This window comes from Euzebya pacifica (assembly GCF_003344865.1).
Lineage (GTDB): Bacteria > Actinomycetota > Nitriliruptoria > Euzebyales > Euzebyaceae > Euzebya > Euzebya pacifica.
In genome coordinates, this window is record NZ_CP031165.1 from 3,581,382 (window position 1) to 3,601,795 (window position 20,414).

The window sequence follows — 20,414 nt, forward strand, 5'->3', positions numbered from 1 at the left end:
AACACGACCGACATGACCGCCTCTCCCCTCCGAACCGCACCGGGTCCCGTGTCGCGGATCCTCCATGCCCGCGAACTAGGCATCGTCCTGGCCCTCGTCGCGCTCGTCACCGTGACGGCGCTGCGCAACCCGAGGTTCCTGTCCCCGCAGAGCCTTCGCGATCTGCTGCTGTCGGCCTCCATCGTGGCGGTGCTCGCCGTCGGGCAGACGGCTGTGATCGTGACCCGCAACGTCGACCTCTCCGTCGGCTCCATCCTGGGGCTCACCGCCTTCGGCATCGGCAAGCTGTTCATCGCCGCCCCCGGACTGCCGGTGGCCATCGGCATCCTCGTCGCGGTGCTCGGCGGTGCCCTGCTCGGAGCGCTCAACGGCGGCCTCATCGCCGCTGCCAGGGTCCCGGCCCTGGTGGTCACCCTCGGCACCCTCTACATCTTCCGCGGTGTGGACTTCGCCTGGGCATCCGGTCAGCAGATCAACGCCGCTGACATGCCCGACACCCTGCTGACGCTGGGAACCCAGACGGTGCTCGGCGTGCCGGTCCTCGCCATCACGGCGGTCGTCGTGGCCGCCCTGGCCAGCTGGTACCTGGCCAGCTACCGGTCGGGCCGCGAGCTGTACGCCATCGGCTCTGATCCCGACGCCGCCCGCCTGTACGGCATCGATGTCGGCCGGCGCGTCCTCGGGGCCTTCGTGTTCTCCGGCGCAACCGCAGGGTTGGCCGGGGCGATGTACGCCGCCCGGTTCGGCACCCTCGACGCAACCGCGGGACGCGGCATCGAGCTGGAGGTCGTCGCGGCTGCCGTCGTCGGTGGCGTGGCGATCTTCGGGGGCAGCGGCACGGCGTACGGCGCCGCGATCGGTGCGCTGCTGCTGACGACGATCTCGACGTCGTTGGCCGTGCTGCGCATCAACCCGTTCTGGCAGCAGGCCGTCGTCGGCCTGCTCATCCTCCTGGCCATCGGCCTGGACCGCCTCCTGACCCTTCGCGCCGAGCGCAGCCTTCGCCGACGGAGCCCTCATGGCCGCTGACATCGCCCCCACCGCCCCGTCCTCGTGGACCCGCCGATCGCCCTGGGCCTCGCTGCGCTCCTGGGACGGCGCCATCACCCTCGTCCTGCTGCTCGTCCTTGCCGTGGCGGCCGTCTCGGTGGAGAACTTCACCAACACCGGCAACCTCAAGTTCCTCCTGCTGGACTCCATCACCATCGCGTTGATCGCCCTGCCGATGACGCTGATCGTGATCACCGGCGAGATCGACCTGTCGGTCGCCAGCACCCTCGGCCTGACGTCTGCGGTCATGGGCTCGCTGTGGACCGCCAACGTGCCGCTGGAGCTGGCGGTCATCGGTGTGGTGCTCCTCGGCGCCCTGCTGGGTGCGGTGAACGGCGTGTTCGTAACCCGCTTCGGCCTGCCGTCCCTCGCCGTCACGATCGGCACGTTGGCGGCCTACCGCGGCCTGGCGTTCGTCGTCCTCGGCAGCCGCGCGGTCGCGGACTTCCCGATCGGCTGGACCAGCACCACGACCGAGGCGATCGGCTCGACGTTCGTACCGCTGGCCCTGATCCCGCTCGCGCTCCTCGGGTTGGCCTTCGCCGTCGTGCTGCATCGGACCGCAACCGGCCGTGCCATGTACGTGATCGGGCACAACGACGAAGCCGCGACGTTCTCCGGTATCGACCCTGCGCGAACCCGCTTCTGGCTGTTCGTGACCAGCGGCGCGGTCTCGGGCCTCGCAGGTGTCTTCTGGACGCTCCGCTACGCCAGCGCCCGCGCCGACAACGCCCAGGGGCTGGAGCTCGCTGTGGTCGCCGCGGTGCTGCTCGGCGGCGTGTCGATCTTCGGCGGCAAGGGATCGCTGCCGGGGGTCATCGCCGCGGTGCTGCTGCTCGGCACCATCCGCAACGCCCTGCAGCTGCAGAACGTGTCCGCCGACGTGCTCGACATCGTCACGGGCCTCCTGCTGATCGTCTCGGTCCTGACCCCCAACGTGATCGCTCGCGTGTCCGCATCACGGCATCGCCGGGCGCTCGCACGCGGCGCGTCCCCCTCCCCCGAGACGGCCTGATCGTCCCGAACCCCCAGCTGTCCCTGTCCGCCTCGTTCTTGAATCGTTCCAGAACCTCCCCTTCGTCCTGAGCCGCCGGTACGGCCGGCCATCCGCCAACCCGAGAGGAACCCCCTGATGAGCACGACCATCCTTCGACGCCGGTCCGCGATGTTCGCGGCCATGCTGGCACTGCTGCTGCTCGTGACCGCATGCAGCGGCACGACCCGCGAGGACGACACCGCCGACGCACCCGAAGAGGACTCCGCGGCCACGACCGAGGAGGAAGCGGACGCACCCACCGAGGACGAAGCCACCGACGAGCCGGCCGCAACCGAGAACACTCCCGAAGCCGCTGCCACCACCGAGGACGCCGGGGACGACACCGCCGACGGCGCGACAGCCATCGAGGAGGGCATCGAGATCGCCTTCCTTCCCAAGCAGATCAACAACCCCTACTTCACCACCGCTGACGGCGGCGGCGAGGAAGCCGTCGGTGAGTTCGCCGGCAGCTACAGCGAGGTCGGCCCGTCCGAGGCAAGCGCGTCCTCCCAGGTCAGCTACATCAACACCTTGACCCAGCAGGGCGTCGGCGCCATCGCTATCTCCGCCAACGACCCCAACGCCGTGTGCCCAGCCCTCAACGAGGCCCGCGACGCCGGCATCGCCGTGGTGACCTACGACTCCGACACCGACCCGTCCTGCCGTGACCTGTTCATCAACCAGGCCTCCGCCGAGGGCATCGCCCGCGTGCAGGTCGAGATGGTGGCCGAGCAGATCGGTGGGGCCGGCGAGATCGCCGTGCTGTCCGCGACCCCCAACGCCACCAACCAGAACGCCTGGATCGAGCTGATGGAAGGCATCCTGGCCGACGAGTACCCCGACATCGAGCTGGTCACGGTGGCCTACGGCAACGACGACGACCAGGACTCCTTCACCGAGACCCAGGCGCTGCTGCAGTCCTACCCCGACCTGGCCGGCATCGTCTCGCCCACCACCGTCGGCATCTCCGCCGCCGCCCGCTACCTGTCCGGCTCGGAGTTCAAGGGCGAGGTCGCCCTCACCGGCCTGGGCACGCCCAACCAGATGCGCGAGTTCGTCGAGGACGGCACCGTCACGGCGTTCGCCCTGTGGAACCCTGCTGACCTCGGCTACCTGGCGGCCTACGCCGGCGGCGCGCTCGCCTCTGGCCTGATCACCGGCGCCGAGGGCGACACCTTCGAGGCCGGCAAGCTCGGCTCCTACACCGTCGAGGCCGACGGCAGCGTCCTGTTGGGCCCGCCCACCGTCTTCGACATCGACAACATCGGCGACTTCGACTTCTAGTCGCCGCTGCCTCGACCACCCGGGCGTCGTGTCGTGGACACGATGCGGCGCCCGGGACCAAGGAATCGCCCGTGCCCCGGTACTGCTTCACCCTCCAGGTCGACCCGCGTCACCTCGACGCCTACCGCCGCGACCACGCGGCGGTGTGGCCGGAGATGCTCCGGGCCCTGGCCGACGCCGGCTGGCGCAACTACTCCCTCCACCTCCGCGACGACGGCCTGCTGATCGGGATCGTGGAGACCGAGGACTTCCAGCGGGCCCTGGACGCCATGGACGCCACCGCGGTGAACGACCGCTGGCAGGCGGCCATGGCGAGCTACTTCGCCGACCTCGACGGCCCCGACGGCCAACACACCGCGCCCGATCGCGCCATGCAGCTGGTCCCCGAGATCTTCCACCTCGAGACCCAGCTGGCTGCCGCGGACGCCCACCCCACTCCTGAGGAGAACCCCCGATGACCACCGTTCCCGAGCACGTCGCCGCTGGCCTGCGGGCCATGGAGGTCGAGGTGCCGTCCTGGGCCTACGGCAACTCCGGCACACGCTTCAAGGTCTTCGCCCAGGCCGGCGTGCCCCGCGATCCGTACGAGAAGGTCGCCGACGCCGCCCAAGTGCACCGCTTCACCGGTGCCGCCCCCAGCGTGTCGCTGCACATCCCGTGGGACCGCGTCGAGGACTACGGCAAGCTCACCCAGCACGCCGAGGACCTCGGCGTCCGGCTCGGCGTGATCAACGCCAACGTCTTCCAGGACGACGACTACATGCTGGGCAGCGTGACCCACCCCGACCCGCGGGTGCGTCGCAAGGCCACCGACCACCTGCTTGAGTGCGTGGACGTCATGGACGCCACCGGGTCGACCGACCTCAAGCTGTGGTTCTCCGACGGCACCAACTACCCCGGGCAGGACGACATCCGCGCGCGGCAGGACCGCTTGGCCGAGGCCCTGCGCGAGGTCTACGACCGCCTCGGCGACGACCAGCGGATGCTGCTGGAGTACAAGCTGTTCGAGCCGGCCTTCTACACCATGGACGTGCCCGACTGGGGTACCGCCTTCGCCCACTGCATCGCGCTCGGCGAGAAGGCCGAGGTCGTCGTCGACACGGGCCACCACGCCCCCGGTACCAACATCGAGTTCATCGTCGCCACGCTCCTGCGTGCCGGCAGGCTCGGGGCGTTCGACTTCAACTCCCGCTTCTACGCCGACGACGACCTGATGGTCGGATCTGCCGACCCCTTCCAGTTGTTCCGCATCCTCCACGAATGCGTCGTGGGAGGGGCGGTCACCGCCGAGTCGACCGTCCGCTTCATGCTCGACCAGTGCCACAACATCGAGCCGAAGATCCCCGGTCAGATCCGGTCGGTCATGAACGTCCAGGAGAGCACCGCCAAGGCGCTGCTGGTCGACCACGACGCCCTGGCCGCCGCACAGTCCGCCGGCGACGTCCTCGGGGCCAACGCGGTGCTGATGGACGCCTTCGACACCGACGTCCGCCCCCTCCTGGCCGCCTTCCGCGAGGAGCAGGGCCTCGACCCCGACCCGATGGCCGCCTACGCCGCATCCGGGTACGCCGACGCCATCGTCGCCGACCGCGTCGGCGGCACCCAGGCCGGCTGGGGCGCCTGACCCCCACCGGTTGTCGCCCCAGTCGACCCCCTGGCGACCCAGACGACACACCACAGAGGCGTGTCGTCCCACTCGACCCCCTCGCGACCCAGACGACACACCACGTCAACGCCCCACCGCAGGAGCACCTCATGAGCACCACCTCAACGAGCACCACACCGCAGCCCGTCGTCGACCTGATCGGTCGCGCCAACCGCCTGGGCAGCGACCCCGCCAACACCAACTACGCCGGCGGCAACGCCTCGGCCAAGGGATCGGTCGCCGACCCCGTCACCGCCGAGGCCGTCGAGGTCATGTGGGTCAAGGGCTCGGGCGGTGACCTGGGCACGTTGACGGAGAAGGGGCTTGCCGCCCTGCGGCTCGACCGCATGCGTGCGCTGGTCGACGTCTACCCGGGGGTCGAGCGCGAGGACGAGATGGTCGCGGCGTTCGACTTCTGCCTGCACGGGCCCCAGTCGGCGGCTCCGTCCATCGACACCGCGATGCACGGCCTCGTGGAGGCGGCCCACGTCGACCACCTGCACCCCGACGCGGGCATCGCCATCGCGACGGCGGCCGACGGCGAGGCGTTGACCAAGGAGATCTTCGGCGGCCGTGTGGCGTGGGTGCCGTGGCGTCGGCCCGGCTTCCAGCTCGGACTCGACATCGCCGCGATCAAGGCCGAGAACCCGGGGGCCATCGGTGTCATCCTGGGCGGGCACGGCATCACGGCGTGGGGCGACACCTCCGAGGAGTGCGAGGCCAACAGCCTCGACATCATCGGCACGGCCGCGGCCTACATCGAGCAGCACGGGAAGGCCAACCCCTTCGGGCCACCGATCGAGGGCTACGACCCCCTTCCGGAGGAGGAGCGACGGGCACGCGCGGCGGCGCTGGCACCGGTCCTGCGCGGGATGGCGTCGACCGACCGTGCACAGGTCGGGCACTTCACCGACGCCGACGTGGTCCTGGACTTCACGAGCCGGGCCGAGCACCCGCGGCTGGCCGCCCTCGGCACGTCCTGTCCCGACCACTTCCTTCGCACCAAGGTCCGCCCGATGGTGCTGGACCTGCCGCCGACCGCGCCGATCGAGGACGTCGTCGCCCGACTGGCCGAGCTCCACGCCCAGTACCGGGAGGACTACGCCCGCTACTACGACGAGCACGCGGTCGCCGACTCCCCGGCGATGCGCGGGGCCGACCCGGCGATCGTGCTGGTCCCCGGCGTCGGCATGTTCGCCTTCGGAGCCGACAAGCAGACCGCCCGGGTGGCCAGCGAGTTCTACATCAACGCCATCAACGTGATGCGCGGGGCCGAGGCGATCTCGACCTACTCCCCCATCGACGAGGCCGAGAAGTTCCGCATCGAGTACTGGCTGCTGGAGGAGGCGAAGCTGCAGCGCAAGCCGAAGCCGAAGCCGTTGGCGACTCGCGTCGCGCTGGTCACCGGCGCGGCCTCGGGCATCGGCCTGGCCACCGCCCGCCGGCTGGCCGCCGAGGGGGCATGCGTGGTCATCGCCGACCTCGACCCCGAGAAGGCAACGGCTGCGGCCGCCGAGCTGGGGTCGACCGATGTCGCCATCGGTCTCGCCGCCGACGTCACCGACGAGGACCAGATCGCCGCGGCGTTCGACGCGGCCTGCCTTGCCTTCGGCGGTGTCGACCTGGTGGTCAACAACGCCGGCCTGAGCGTCTCCAAGCCGCTGGCGGAGACCACGGCGGCCGACTGGGACCTGCAGCACGACGTCATGGCCCGAGGGTCCTTCCTCGTGTCCCGCGAGGCTGCCCGGGTCATGCGGGCCCAGGACATGGGCGGCGACATCGTCTACATCGTGTCCAAGAACGCCTTCTTCGCTGGCCCCAACAACATCGCCTACGGCGCCACCAAGGCCGACCAGGCCCACCAGGTCCGGCTGCTGGCCGCGGAGCTCGGCGAGGACGGCATCCGCGTCAACGGCATCAACCCCGACGGCGTCGTCCGGGGATCCGGCATCTTCGCCGGCGGCTGGGGCGCCAAGCGGGCCGCGGTCTACGGCGTGGAGGAGGAGAAGCTCGGGGAGTTCTACGCCCAGCGGACCCTGCTCAAGCGCGAGGTGCTGCCCGAGCACGTGGCCAACGCCGTGTACGCGCTGACGGCCGGCGACCTGTCCCACACCACCGGCCTGCACGTCCCCGTCGACGCCGGCGTGGCCGCGGCCTTCCTGCGCTAGGCAATGGCCGATCAGGTCACGGTCGCAGCGGTCGACCTCGGTGCGTCCAGCGGCCGGGTGATGCTCGCCCGCGTGGGGCCCGACCTCCTCGAGCTGGAGGAGGTCCACCGCTTCCCCAACGTCCCGGTCGAGGTCAACGGCACGCTGTACACCGACGTGCTGGCCCTCTACCGGGGCGTGCTGGAGGGATTGCGCGCGGCTGGGCGACATGCCGGCGGACGCCTGGACGGCATCGGCATCGACTCGTGGGCGGTCGACCACGGGCTGCTCGACGCCGAAGGGGCCCTGCTGGGCAACCCCGTCCACTATCGGGACCGCCGCACCGACGGGGTGATGGAGCGGGCCTACGCCGACCTGGTGGACGCCGCCGAGGTCTACGCCGTGACCGGCATCCAGAACCTGCCGTTCAACACGTCATGGCAGCTGCTCGCCGCGCAGGGCACCAGCCAGATGGGCGCCGCTCGGACCATGCTGCTGATCCCCGACCTCCTCGCGTCCTGGCTGACCGGCCGGCAGGTGGCCGAGGTCACCAACGCCTCGACCACCCAGCTGCTGGACGTGACCCGACGGGCGTGGGCCGACGACCTGGTCACCCGACTCGGCATCGACCGCGGCCTGCTGCCCGACCTCGTGGAACCCGGCGAGGTCGTCGGCCACGTGCGAGGTGACCTGGCCGACCAGCTCGGGCTGACCTCGCCGGTGCCCGTCATCGCGGTGGGATCCCACGACACCGCATCGGCGTTCGTCGGCGTCCCCGCGACCGGCGCGGCGTTCGCGACCATCTCGTGCGGTACCTGGTCGCTGGTCGGGGTGGAGCTGGACGCCCCCGTCCTGACCGAGGCCAGCCGTGCGGCCAACTTCACCAACGAGCTCGGTGTCGGCGGGACCGTGCGCTACCTCCGCAACGTGATGGGCCTGTGGTTGCTGCAGCAGTCCATCGCCACGTGGCACGCCGACGGGCTGCCCGCCGACCTGGAGACCCTGCTGGCCGACGCCGTCCGAGTGCCCCGATTCACCGCCGTGGTCGACCCCGACGACCCACGCTTCCTGCCGCCCGGGGACATGCCCACCCGGATCGCCGAGGCGTGCAGGGACAGCGGGCAGGTCCCGCCGCAGTCCCAGGCCGAGACGGTGCGCTGCATCCTCGACTCGCTGGCCCTTGCCTACCGCCGCGCCCTTCGGCAGGCCCAGGAGCTGTCGGGCCACGAGGTCGAGGTCGTCCATGTCGTGGGTGGCGGGTCGCGCAACGCGCTGCTGTGCCAGCTGACCGCTGATGCCTCCGGGCTGCCCGTCGTGGCCGGGCCGGTCGAGGGCGCGGCGCTGGGCAACGCCCTCGTCCAGGCGCGGACGCTCGGTGCGGCCCCCGATGACCTGGACGGCATGCGCCGGCTGGTGGCGGCCACACAGTCCACCACCCGCTACGAACCGACCGGCGATCCCGCTGCGTGGGACGCCCCGGACCGCCGCGTCCGGACCTGACCCCTGCAGAGGCCCACCCACGTGTCCCGAGCCGACGAGGACCCCGAGTTGACCAGAGAGGACATCGTCCTGCTCCAGGCCATGTCGACCGACGACACCCTGGAGGCCATCGCGCGGCGTCTCGACACGAGCGTTCGCACGCTGCGCCGTCGCAGCCGTTCCCTCCACGACCGGATCGGCGTGAGCGGGCGGGTCGAGGCAGCCGTGTGGGCTGCCTGCCGGGGCCTCGTCTCCCGCTGAACGCGCCGGTGACCCCGAGGCCCCTGGCTGAATGGATTCACGCCCGGGGGTCGAAGATTCCGGGCGCTGCCCGGCTGGCACGATGCGCCGGGATACTCCCGCTCAGCGCACTGTGGCGAACGTTGGCCGCAACCGGCCACACTTTGGTGTTGACGCCACCGACCCACGGTTCCTAGTGTCCCGGTACGGGAATCGATGAATCCTTTCATCGCTTCCGAGCCGATCAAGGGGAGCTGTCACCATGTCCCATGTCAATGGGTCGCTGCGCTCGCGCGCACGCACATCAACCGTCATCGCACTCGTGCTGGCCATGACCTACCTGGTCGCGCCACCCGCGCCTGCCCAGGGCCAGCCACCCTCCGTGGCGGGCCTGCTCACCGACGGCCTCACCGAGCCGCTCGGCATCGACGGTGACGCGCCTCGGTTCAGCTGGCAGCTCCGCGCCGACCGACGAGGCGTGGCGCAGACCGCCTACCAGGTCCGCGTCGCATCCTCGGAGGCCGCGCTGGACACCCCCGACGTCTGGGACAGCGGCAGGGTCGACTCGACCCAGCAGCTCGACGTGGAGTTCGACGGACCGTCGCTCCAGTCGGGCACGCGCTACCACTGGCAGGTGCGCGTCTGGGACGAGGACGGCGAGGTGTCCACCTGGAGCGACCCGGCGTTCTTCGAAACGGGCTTGCTGAGCCCCACGGACTGGAACGCGGAGTGGATCGGGGCCGACGCACCCTCGATCGACCCTGCCTGGACCGACGTCGTGATCAGCTTCACGGCCTCGGAGATCACCGCAGCGTTGGGAGTGTTCTTCCGCGGCGCCTCCGAGGGCAACGCCTACATGTGGCAGATCAGCGAGGCCGAGCACGCGCTCCGACCACACGTGCGCGTCAACGGCGGCTGGTCCACCCCACCGGCCACCCCCTTCCCGGACGGCTTCGACTTCGCCGCCCCCCACGACTACGAGATCCGCGTCGAGGGCACGACGATCACCACCTCCGTGGACGGCGTCGAGCTGGCCAGCACGACCGACACCACCCACACCGCCCCGGGCCTGATGGGCTTTCGCACGAGCGGCGGCGAGGGCGGTCGGGTCGACGACCTGACCGTGACCTCCGTCGACGGCCAGGTGTTGCTGGACGCCGACTTCGCCACCGACGAGGGACTGTTCCGGGCCGGCACCGTCGTCGACGGGCACCTGCGCGTGTCCGGTGACGCCGAGGCGTGGATGGTGCGGCCCGATCCCGTCCCGGTGCTGCGCACTGAGTTCGCCACCACGCCCGGACGGACCATCACGTCCGCTCGGGTGTATGCGTCGGCCCGGGGTGTCTACGAGCTGCGCCTCAACGGCCACCCGGTCGGTGACCACGACCTGGCCCCCGGCTGGACCGACTACAACGACCGCATCCAGCACCAGACCCACGACGTCACCGACCTGGTGGTCGCGGGCGACAACGCCTTCGCCGGTGAGCTGGCGGACGGCTGGTGGTCCGGCCACGTGGCCATGTTCGGCGCCGGGCACTACGGCACCGACAACTCCCTCATCGCCCAGCTGCACATCACCTACGACGACGGCAGCACCCAGGTGGTGGCCACCGACGCCGGTTGGCGCGCCACCGGGGGCCCGCGCACCGCGGCCGACATCCTGCACGGCGAGACCTTCGACGCCCGCCGTGCCACCGAGCTCGGCGCGTGGGACCAGCCCGGTTACGACGACACGTCCTGGGACGGCGTGGTCCTGCGTCCCTCCGCCACCGACCGGCTGGAGCCGCAGACCGACCAGCCCGTGCGGATCACACAGGAGCTGCCCGCCACGTTCCTGCAGACCACCGAGGAGGGGACCCACGTCTACGACCTGGGTCAGAACATGGTCGGCACGGTGCGGCTGACCGTGCACGGCCAGCCCGGTGACGTCGTCCGCCTTCGCCACGCCGAGGTGCTCAACCCCGACGGCACCGTGTACACCGACAACCTGCGCGGGGCACAGGCAACCGACCGCTACGTCATCGCCAGCGACCAGCCCGAGACCTGGACCCCGGAGTTCACCTTCCACGGCTTCCGCTACCTCGAGGTCGCCGGGCTTGCGACACCCCCACCCGCCGACGGCATTGTCGGACTGGTCAAGGGTACCGACGGTCCGCTGGTGTCGACGCTGGACACCAGCTCGGACCTGGTCGACCGGCTGCACCAGAACATCACCTGGGGCATGCGGGGCAACTTCCTCTCCATCCCCACCGACACCCCCGCCCGTGACGAACGGATGGGCTGGACCGGCGACATCAACGTCTTCGCCCGCACCGCGGTCTACAACATGGACTCCCAGGCGTTCCTCACCAAGTGGCTGCAGGACCTGCGGGACAGCCAGCGCGGCGATGGGGCCCTGCCGGGCGTGGCCCCGGTCGTTCCCGGCCGGTTCGACGGCGGCTACGGCTCCGCAGGATGGATGGACGCCGGGGTCAACGTGCCCTGGACGTTGTGGCAGGCCTACGGTGACACCACGGTGATCGAGGAGAACTACCAGATGATGGTGGACTACCTCGGCTACCTGCAGGCCACCTCCACCGACGGCATCCGCAACGTGGGCGGCTACAACGACTGGCTCAACCTCGACGACCACACGCCGCAGGAGGTCATCGACACCGCGTTCGTGGCCAAGAGCGCACGCCAGCTCGCCCAGATGGCCGCGGCGATCGGCAACGACACCGATGCTCAGACCTACACCGACCTGTACGAGTCGGTCCGGGCGGCCTTCATCGAGGAGTTCGTCGCCGACGACGGCACCGTCCACGGGGACAGCCAGACCGCCTACATCCTGACCATCACCAACGACCTGGCGCCCGCCGATCGCGCCGACGTCGTCGCCGAGCAGTTCGTGGAGACCCTGGCGCGACGCGACTACCACCTCTCCACGGGGTTCCTCGGCGTCGACGGGCTGCTGCCTGCCCTGACCGCCATCGGCCGCACCGACATCGCCTACCTGCTGCTGCAGCACACCGACTACCCCTCGTGGGGCTACGAGATCGGCTGGGGTGCAACCACCATCTGGGAGCGCTGGAACTCCATCGCCGAGGACGGCAGCTTCGGACCCACGTCGATGAACTCCTTCAACCACTACGCCTACGGCGCGGTCGGTGAGTGGATGTACCGCACGATGGCCGGTGTGTCTGCCGCGGCGCCGGGCTATGCCAGCGTGCTGATCGACCCCGAGGTGGGCGACGGGATCGACCATGTCGACTTCGGCCACGAGACCCGGTACGGACTCGTGCGGAGTGCCTGGGCCACCGGGCCCGACGGCTTCTCCCTGGACGTCACGATTCCCGCCGGCGCCACGGGCCGGGTGCACGTGCCGGCCCCGGCCGCATGGGCGGTCATGGAAGGGGACGGCCCCGCCACGGACGCCGAGCACGTCACGCTGGTCGGCAGCGAGGACGGCGACGTCGTCCTCGACGTCGGCTCCGGCACCTACGCGTTCACCGTCGACCCTGCACTGTCCTCGCTCGGTCATGCGCGGACCGAACTCGATGCGCTCCTCGAGAGGGTCGGCGAGCTCGAGGACGGCAACGCCCTTCCCGATGGCGCCGCAGCGCACATCGGGGAGGACGTCGACACCATCCTGGCCGAGCTCGACGCGGCCGTGCAGGCCCAGGCCACGGGCGCCCTCGGCGTCGACGAGGTCCACCGGGCCATCGCTGGCGCCGATGCCCTTCGCGCCTGGATGCTCGAGGAGATCGGTGGTGCCCTCGGCACCACCCTCGCTGATCGACTTGGCACCGTCATCGGGTACCTGTCCACCGCCTCGGCGGGTCTGCTGGACCTGTCGGTGATGCTGCACGCACCTGCCGACGCCCTGCCTCGGGACGTCGTCTCGGTATCGGTCGCGGTCGACAACGCCGGTCCGGATGACGTTGCCGGTGTGACGGCCGACGTCGCTGCACCAGACGGTTGGGCGGTCGTGCCGACCGGCACGCCATCGACCGACCTCCCGGCCGGCGGGTCCGCCACACACGGCTTCGACGTGACGGTCCCGGCGTCGACCGGTCCCGGCCCGGTCACGCTCACCGGCACCCTCTCGTGGACCCGTGCGGGGGGAACGGCGGTCCTTCCCGTCGCCGGTGACCTCACCGTGGCCCCAGCGCTGGAGCTGACCGACATCACCACCGATGTGGCCGAGGTCGAGCCCGGCGACACCGTCGCCGTCACCGCGACCCTCCGCAACATCACCGACCGGCGCATCCCCGGATCAGTCGACCTCCTGGCCCCCGCGGGCTGGGCAACGGCCGGCTCCTCCCCCTTCGACATCGGCCCGGGTGTCGAGGTCGAGGTCACCAAGCACGCGGTCGTCCCCCACGGGATCACCGCCGGAAGCGCAACGCTCGTGCTCGCGCTCGGCGACACCGAGATCGAGCGGCTCTCGACGACGGTCGTTGTGGTGCTGTCCAACCCGCCAGCCACGTCGATCGACCACGTCGACCTCGGGGACCAGGCATCGGAACAGGCCCATGGCCTGACCGCCTCACCTGCCTCCGGGACGTCGATGGAGGCCGGGCTGACCCGTCGGTACACCAACGCCACCCAACCCGGCGGCTGGTTCGAGTTCGACGTCGCCGTCCCGGACGGGGAACCGTTCGTCCTCCGTGCCGTCGAGACCTACGACAAGGCACAGCTGAAGGACTACGACCTTCTCGTCGACGGCGAGGTCGCGCACGTCCGCAGGCACCAGCGCAGCGACGGCGGCGAGGGCACGGTGACCTACCAGGTCCAGGTCTCGGCCCGGGCCGATGGTGTGGACTCGGTCCGGCTGCGGTTCCACGACACCGGGACCGCCTACGACCCCTCGATCGCGGATGTCTGGGTCATGGAAGACGGTGACCCGATCGAGCCACCCGTGGACGATCCGATCGTGACTGACCCGACCGACCCGACCGACCCGACCGACCCGACCGAGCCGACCGAGCCGACCGAGCCGGACGACGGGGTGACCCATCCCGGCGAGGACGACGACGACGGCGACGGCCTGCCCGACGACCTCGACCTCGTGGACGTCCTGCGGCTGGCCAACGAGGGCAACGGTGGCGACCCGACCCGCCTGTCGGTGCTGCTGTCGAAGCTGCTCGACGGTCTGAGCGGCCCGGCGTTCGCCAGAGCTGCCGTCCCGACCGTGCTGCTGGCCTCCGACACGGTCTTCGCCGATGCGCTGGCCTCCGGCAGCCTCCAGCGCGACGGGGCTCGTCTGCTGCTCAACGACCCCACCGTCCTCGAGGACTCGGTGCTGGAGGAGATCCAGCGTCTGGGGGCCGCCCACGTGACCGTCCTCGGTGGCATCGATGCCATCAGCCAGGCGGTGGAGGATTCGCTTGTCGACGAGGGCATCACCGTGGACCGACTCGCCGGCACGACACGGATCGAGACAGCGATCGCCGTGGCAGATGCGGCCGGGGTGGACGCCGACGTACTGCTGGCCCGTTCGCATGCTGCCGGGGACGACCCGTCGCAGGCGTTCGCCGATTCGCTGGCGACCGGCGGATGGGCGTCCGGCAACGAGCTGCCGATCTACCTGACACAGACGGATCGGCTCACCGACTCCACCGCCTCGGCGTTCACCACGACACAGCCCGATCGCACCATGGTGATCGGTGGGACTGCGGCGATCGCCGATACCGTCGTGGAGGCCATCACCGACAGCGGCATGTCGGCTGACCGCATCCACGGGTCCACCCGCTTCGCGACCGCAACGGCCGTGGCGGAGGCCCGTGGCTTCACCGCCGATGCCCCTGCCGACCGCATCGTCGTGGTCGAGGGACAAGCCGGGTCCGCCTGGGTGGCGGGCTTCACAGCTGCCGCGCTGAGCGGCCAGCTCGATGCCCCGATCGTGCTCGTCAACGGCGACACCGTGCCCGACGAGACAAGCGCCTTCCTGGCCGACGCGTTCGTCCCCACCGACGGGCCGGTCCCGGTGACCTGCGTCGCCTCGGCCGAGGCCTGCGAGGCCGTCGCACGACTGGTGGGCTTCGGCAGCTAGGCCGACGGACAACCGACGCCGGCGCCGTGGGTCGACCCACGGCGCCGGTTCGTTGCAGGGGGTCAGTCAGGACCGCCGGGTCGCGGGGCCTGCAACCCCGGAACCGGACATCTACCCGATTTCTGGTACGGGATCGGCTGCCGACACCCGCAGGCTCGAAGTGTGCACCTCGACCTCGTGAACCTGCTGGCCGTGATCGCTGCGGCGTGGACAGCCGGGCGGTTGTGCACGCGGATCGGTTATCCCGCCATCCTCGGTGAGCTCCTCGTCGGCATCCTGCTCGGACCGGCCGCCCTCGGCCTGCTCGAGGGGGACGACGCGTTGATGGTGCTCGCGGAGCTCGGTGTCCTGCTGATGATGACGCTCATCGGCATGGAGATCGACCTGGGCGACCTGCGCCGTGCCTCGTGGCCGGGGCTCCTCGCGGCAGTCGGCGGGTTCGTCACCCCGTTCGTCCTCGGCTATCTGGCCGTCATCGCCTTCGGCGGCGACCCGATCGCCGGGATCTTCGTCGGCCTTGCCGTCGGGGTGACCTCGCTGGCCACCAAGTCACGGATCCTGTCCGACCTCGGCTTGCTCGACACACGCATGGCGCACGTGATGATGGCCGGTGCGCTGCTCAGCGACACCGCGACCCTCCTCGTCTTCGCGGGCGTCATCGGGTTCGTCGAGGTGGGCTCGGTCGACGCCGCCGGGATCGGCCGCGTGGCGCTGGAGGCCGTCGTGTTCTTCGGGGTCGCAGGCCTGCTGGGATGGAAGGCCTTCCCCATCATCGGGCGGCTGGTCGGACGATCCGCCGAGCGCGGTCGTACCGCGACGTTCCTCGTGATCGTCGTCCTCGCCCTGGGGTTCGCCGAGCTGGCCGAGCTGGCCGGACTCCACGCGATCCTCGGCTCGTTCGTGGCCGGGCTCTTCATCCGCAAGGACACGTTCCACCCGCGGGTCGTCCGCCAGACCGAGGGGGTGCTGCACGACGTCTCCATCGGCTTCCTCGCCCCCATCTTCTTCGTGACCGCCGGGTTCGAGGTGTCCTTCGACGTCTTCCGGACCGACCTGGCGCTCCTGCTGACCATCGTCGGCGTGGCCTTCGCCGGCAAGATCCTCGGCACCGCGCTGTTCTACCTGCCCAGCGGACGCGGATGGCGCGAGGGGCTGACCGTCGGCATGGCCATGAACGGCCGGGGTGCCGTGGAGATCGTCGTGGCCGGCATCGGCCTCGAGGCCGGCATCATCACCACCGAGATCTTCTCCATCCTGGTCTTCATGGCGATCTTCACGACCGCCACCGTGCCGCTGCTGCTGAAGTGGGGCGTGGACTGGTTGGCGCGACGCGGTGAGCTCGAGCGCAGCGGCCAGTCCCGCAAGGGCACGATCCTGGTGGGTGCAGGACCCGTGGCGCGGGCCTTGGCCGAACGGATGCCCGGTCCGGTGTGCGTCATCGACGTCAACCGCGACCACTGCGACGCGGCCGAGGCCATGGGCCTGCGGGCCATCTGCGGGGACGCCCTCGACGAGGCCGTCCTGCGCCAGGCGGGCGCCGGCGGCGCCCGGACGCTGATCGCGATGACCGCCAACTCCGAGGTCAACGTGCTCGCAGTCCAGCTCGGCCACGAGCTGTTCGCCGTCCCCGAGCTGTCGGTCCTGCTCGGCCGGAGCGCCAGCGACGCCGTCGGCCAGATCCTGTCCATGGTCGGTGCCCGGCCGATGGACCGAACCGCCGCGGACATCGCGGCGTGGGACCAGCACCTTCGTGAGGGCGTGACCGTCGCCGACGACGTCGAGGTCGGTGTCGACGGCGCCGGCCTGCCCGCCCTGCAGTCATCGGAGGACGTGCTCCCGCTGGTCGTGACCAGCAACGACGACGCACGGCTGTTCCGTGCGGTCGACGACCTCCATCCCGGGGACCGGGTCGCCGTCCTCCGGCGATCGGCCGCCGGCGGGGGGACGTCCTCGTCGTCCACAACGTCCTCGCGCGCCGCCACCTGACCGGCGTCCCCGTTCGGGGGTCGTGCTGCCGTGGGCCGGTCGGGCGCGACGGCCATGCAACACGGCTGTCACGAGGGCGCCGCGCTGTGGTGATCCCGAGGGCGTGTGATTGCTCGCATGAGCATCACCGTGGAGACGCACTGCCCCTACTGCGCCCTTGACTGCGGCCTGAAGCTGCAGGTCGACCAGGGCCGTGTGACCGGGTCGACCAAGTGGAAGGGCTCGCCGCTCTCCAGGGGTGGCCTGTGCACCAAGGGCATCACCGCATGGCAGCAGGTCCACCACGAGGACCGCGTCCGCACGCCGCTGGTCCGGTGGGACGGCCGGCTGCGCCCCGCGACCTGGGACGAGGCGCTGGACGCCGCAGCCAACGGTTTCCTGAAGCTGCGCGACCGCTACGGACCCGCGGTCAACGCGGTCCTCGGCGGCGGGTCGTTGACCAACGAGAAGGCCTACCTGCTGGGCAAGCTCGCCCGGCTGGGCCTGAAGACCCCGCACATCGACCCCAACGGCCGGCTCTGCATGACGTCCGCGGGTGCCGCCGCGATGCAGGCCTTCGGGGTGGACCGTGCCATGACCCCCCTGGAGCACCTGCCCGCCGCGGACGTGGTCGTCGTCGTGGGCGCCAACCTGCCCGACGCCTTCCCGCTGATCATGCCCCTGGTCACCAGGGCCCGACGACGGGGCACCAAGTTCGTCGTCGTCGACCCGCGCGGTTCCAAGCTGGTCAAGGACGACGACATCCACCTCGCCGTCCGCCCGGGCACCGACACGGCGCTGGCCGCGGGTCTGCTCCGCGAGATCGCCGTCCTGGGCGGCGTCGACTGGCCGTTCGTCCTCGAGCGCACCACCGGGGCCGACGACGCGATCGCGGCCACCGAGGGCTGGGACCTCGAGCGCACCTCCCTGACCGCAGGGGTCGGCATCACCGAGATCGCCCGGGCGGCCAGCTGGATCGCCGGTGCACGCAACGGGATGATCCTGCACGCCCGCGGGGTCGAGCAGCAGGTCAACGGGGTCCAGGGCGTCCTGTCGTGGATCAACATCGCCCTGGCGCGCGGGTGGGCCGGCCGCAAGGGCTGCGGCGTCATGCCGATGACCGGACAGCGCAACGGACAGGGCGGTCGGGAACACGGCCAGCGCTGCGACCAGCTGCCCGGCTACCGCTCCATCGACGACCCCGCCGATCGAGCGGTCGTCGCCGAACGCTGGGGGGTGACGCCCGAGGAGCTGCCCGGTCGCGGTCGGACCTACGTCGAGCTGCTGCACGACGCCGAACGCGGTGCCGTCAAGGGCATGCTCGTGATGTCGGCCAACCCCGCGGTGTCGGGACCGAACGGTGCGCGGATCCGACGGTGCCTCGACGCCGTCGAGCACATGGTCGTCGTCGACCCGTTCATGTCCGAGACCGCCCGCTACGCCTCGGTCGTCCTGCCCGGCAACACCTTCGCCGAGGAGGACGGCACCATCACCACCACGGAGGGACGGGTCGTCCGGATCGACCAAGCGGTCCCGCCGATCGCCATCCGTAGCGACCTCGACGTGATCCGTGGCCTGGCCCACCGGCTCGGGGTGCGCGACAAGTTCGACTTCCACACCGGCCGGGAGGTCTTCGAGGAGCTGAAGGCCCTGTCGGCGGGTGGCATCGCCGACTACTCCGGCATGGACTGGGACGCCCTGCGGGACAAGGGAGGGGTCTTCTGGCCGGCCACGAGGGACAACCCCGACGGCACCGAGATCCTGCACACCGAACGGTTCGGCCACCCCGACGGGCTGGCCCGGATGGTTCCCGTCGTGCCGTCCGGACCGTCCACGCTGCCCGACGCCGACCATCCGCTGGTTTTGACCACCGGTCGGCATCGCGACCACTACCTGTCGGGCAACCAGACCCGCCGGATCCCTGCCCAGGCCGACCGGGCATCGGCACCGATCCTCGAGGTCCATCCACGGACCGCCGCGGTCATGCGACTGGTCGAGGGCGAGCCGGTCGAGGTCACCTCCCACCAGGCCACGATCACGCTCCGCTGGGCCCCCAACAACCGGCTTCGTCGCGACACGGTCTTCGTCGCCTGGCACTGGGAAGGCGTCAACGACCTGACCGACGACGCCCTCGATCCCATCTCCCGCATCGCCGCGGTCAAGCACACCCCCGTCGCCATCCGCCCCGCCGTCACCACCGTGGGCCCCTCCGTGCCCGCCCTGCGGGGCGAGGCCGTCGGCGCCTGAGGGTCAGCCGGCGGCGACCAGGCGGTAGCCGACGCCGCGGACGGTCTGGATGGCAACCGACGTCCCGTCGAGCTTGCGGCGCAACCTCGCGACCTGGTGCTTGACGGTGGACGCGTCGTCCGGCGCCTCGTGGCCCCACCCGGACACGAGCAGCTCCTCGGTGCGGCACACCCCGCCCGACCGGCGCGACAGCGTGGCAAGGACCAGGTACTCCCGCTTGCCGAGCGAGATCACGATGTCGTCGACACGGGCCGCCGATGCCGATGGGTCCAGCGTCACGTGTGTCGACCGCTCGTGGGGTTGGCGTGCCACCCAGGACTCGACCTCGCGGACCAGGTCCATCGAGCGGTACCGGGTCGGCTGCATCCGGACCAGCAGCCCCAGGTCCTCACAGGTTCCCGCCGTGACCGGTCCGACCGCCGCGATGGCGGTTCGGGTGGTCACGATCGCACGCAGGAGGGTCGTGCAGTCCTCGCCGAAGGACTCGGCCACGTCGACCAGGTTGCGGACCGCGCCGGGTGAGGTGAACGCGATCACGTCGACCTCGCCGGCCAGCAGCCGCTCGACCAGGTCACGTGCCCGGTCCATGTCCGTTGGCGGACCGGTGCGATACGGCAGCACCGAGACGACATCCATGCCCTTGTCGGCGAGGACGTCGTAGGCGCGCGGGTGGCCGCCGTGGAGCTGAACGGCCACCCCGTCCCCGGCAAGCGCGTGCTGCGCCAGCCACCCGGCGACCGTGGCGTCGGTCTCGCGCGGGGCGGTCCAGACCGGCTTGATGCCGGCCCCGGCCAGCCCCCCGGCGGCCTTCGCGCCTCGGGCCAGGCAGCGGGTGCCCTGCAGCAGCGCCGTCAGGTCGGCGTGGTGGCCGGCGCGTCCGGCGGCCTCCAGCCACAGCCGCATGCCGACGCCGGTGGTGGCCACGATCCACTGCGGCTGCAGGTCCAGGATCAGCCGAGTGTCCACGGCGATCTCCTCGTCAGCGGCCGGGTGGTCGCCCGACAGCATCGGCGCATGCACGACGGTGGCGCCACGCCGGGCGAACGCGTCGACCAGCTCCTGGCCGCGGCGGGCTCCTGTCACGGCAACAACGGTGGACTCCAAGTCGTGACCTCCTCGATGTGGGCGCTGGCTGACCGACGACCCGCGCGGGCCGACATCCTCATCCTGATCGCCCCCTGTTGGCGTGTGGTCACGCTGGTGTTTCGTCGTCGTGTCACCCCGGTCGCGAGCGAGTCGCCCCGCCACGGGTACGCCTCGGTGGTGCGCGACGGCTGCGAAACGTGC

General features: G+C 70.9%; 12 protein-coding genes. 11 read left to right on the plus strand and 1 reads right to left on the minus strand.

Annotated elements, in window-relative coordinates; genetic code table 11:
• Window positions 1-12 precede the first annotated feature (12 nt).
• From DVS28_RS15335 to DVS28_RS15385, 11 genes are all read left to right on the plus strand, one after another.
• A complete protein-coding gene (locus tag DVS28_RS15335) occupies window positions 13-1,029 on the plus strand; it encodes an ABC transporter permease subunit (RefSeq protein ID WP_114594204.1) in 1,017 nt (338 codons plus the stop codon).
• Window positions 1,019-2,065 carry an ABC transporter permease gene (locus DVS28_RS15340; protein ID WP_114592235.1) on the plus strand — a complete coding sequence of 349 codons (1,047 nt, stop codon included), beginning with the start codon at window positions 1,019-1,021 and terminating at the stop codon, window positions 2,063-2,065. Before DVS28_RS15335 ends, DVS28_RS15340 begins: the two co-directional genes overlap by 11 nt.
• 117 nt (window positions 2,066-2,182) lie before the next feature.
• Window positions 2,183-3,370 carry a rhamnose ABC transporter substrate-binding protein gene (gene rhaS / locus DVS28_RS15345; protein WP_216826065.1) on the plus strand — a complete coding sequence of 396 codons (1,188 nt, stop codon included), beginning with the start codon at window positions 2,183-2,185 and terminating at the stop codon, window positions 3,368-3,370.
• A 71-nt stretch (window positions 3,371-3,441) separates the two neighbouring features.
• Entirely contained in the window at window positions 3,442-3,828 is a 387-nt protein-coding gene (locus tag DVS28_RS15350) for an L-rhamnose mutarotase (RefSeq protein ID WP_114592236.1), read from the plus strand.
• Window positions 3,825-4,994, plus strand: coding sequence for an L-rhamnose isomerase (gene rhaI, locus DVS28_RS15355; protein ID WP_114592237.1), 1,170 nt, complete (start codon window positions 3,825-3,827; stop codon window positions 4,992-4,994). The genes DVS28_RS15350 and rhaI overlap by 4 nt, the downstream gene beginning before the upstream one ends.
• A gap of 131 nt (window positions 4,995-5,125) precedes the next feature.
• On the plus strand, window positions 5,126-7,183 hold the full coding sequence (locus DVS28_RS15360) for a bifunctional aldolase/short-chain dehydrogenase (RefSeq protein WP_114592238.1): 2,058 nt from the start codon (window positions 5,126-5,128) through the stop codon (window positions 7,181-7,183).
• 3 nt (window positions 7,184-7,186) lie between these two features.
• A complete protein-coding gene (locus DVS28_RS15365; protein WP_114592239.1) occupies window positions 7,187-8,662 on the plus strand; it encodes a rhamnulokinase in 1,476 nt (491 codons plus the stop codon).
• Window positions 8,663-8,710: 48 nt separating this feature from the next.
• Window positions 8,711-8,902: a hypothetical protein gene (locus DVS28_RS15370; protein WP_216826066.1), complete on the plus strand. Its 192-nt coding sequence runs from the start codon at window positions 8,711-8,713 to the stop codon at window positions 8,900-8,902.
• 241 nt (window positions 8,903-9,143) lie between these two features.
• Complete coding sequence (locus tag DVS28_RS15375) at window positions 9,144-14,915, plus strand: family 78 glycoside hydrolase catalytic domain (protein ID WP_114592240.1); 5,772 nt, start codon at window positions 9,144-9,146, stop codon at window positions 14,913-14,915.
• A 162-nt stretch (window positions 14,916-15,077) separates the two neighbouring features.
• Complete coding sequence (locus tag DVS28_RS15380) at window positions 15,078-16,901, plus strand: cation:proton antiporter (protein ID WP_114592241.1); 1,824 nt, start codon at window positions 15,078-15,080, stop codon at window positions 16,899-16,901.
• A 117-nt stretch (window positions 16,902-17,018) separates the two neighbouring features.
• The gene (locus DVS28_RS15385) at window positions 17,019-19,127 is read left to right on the plus strand and encodes a molybdopterin oxidoreductase family protein (RefSeq protein WP_114592242.1); all 2,109 of its coding nucleotides are present in this window, start codon (window positions 17,019-17,021) and stop codon (window positions 19,125-19,127) included.
• Window positions 19,128-19,130: 3 nt separating this feature from the next.
• Here the strand turns inward: DVS28_RS15385 and DVS28_RS15390 are convergent, their stop codons facing one another.
• A complete protein-coding gene (locus tag DVS28_RS15390; protein ID WP_164710593.1) occupies window positions 19,131-20,231 on the minus strand; it encodes a uroporphyrinogen-III synthase in 1,101 nt (366 codons plus the stop codon).
• Window positions 20,232-20,414: the final 183 nt, after the last annotated feature.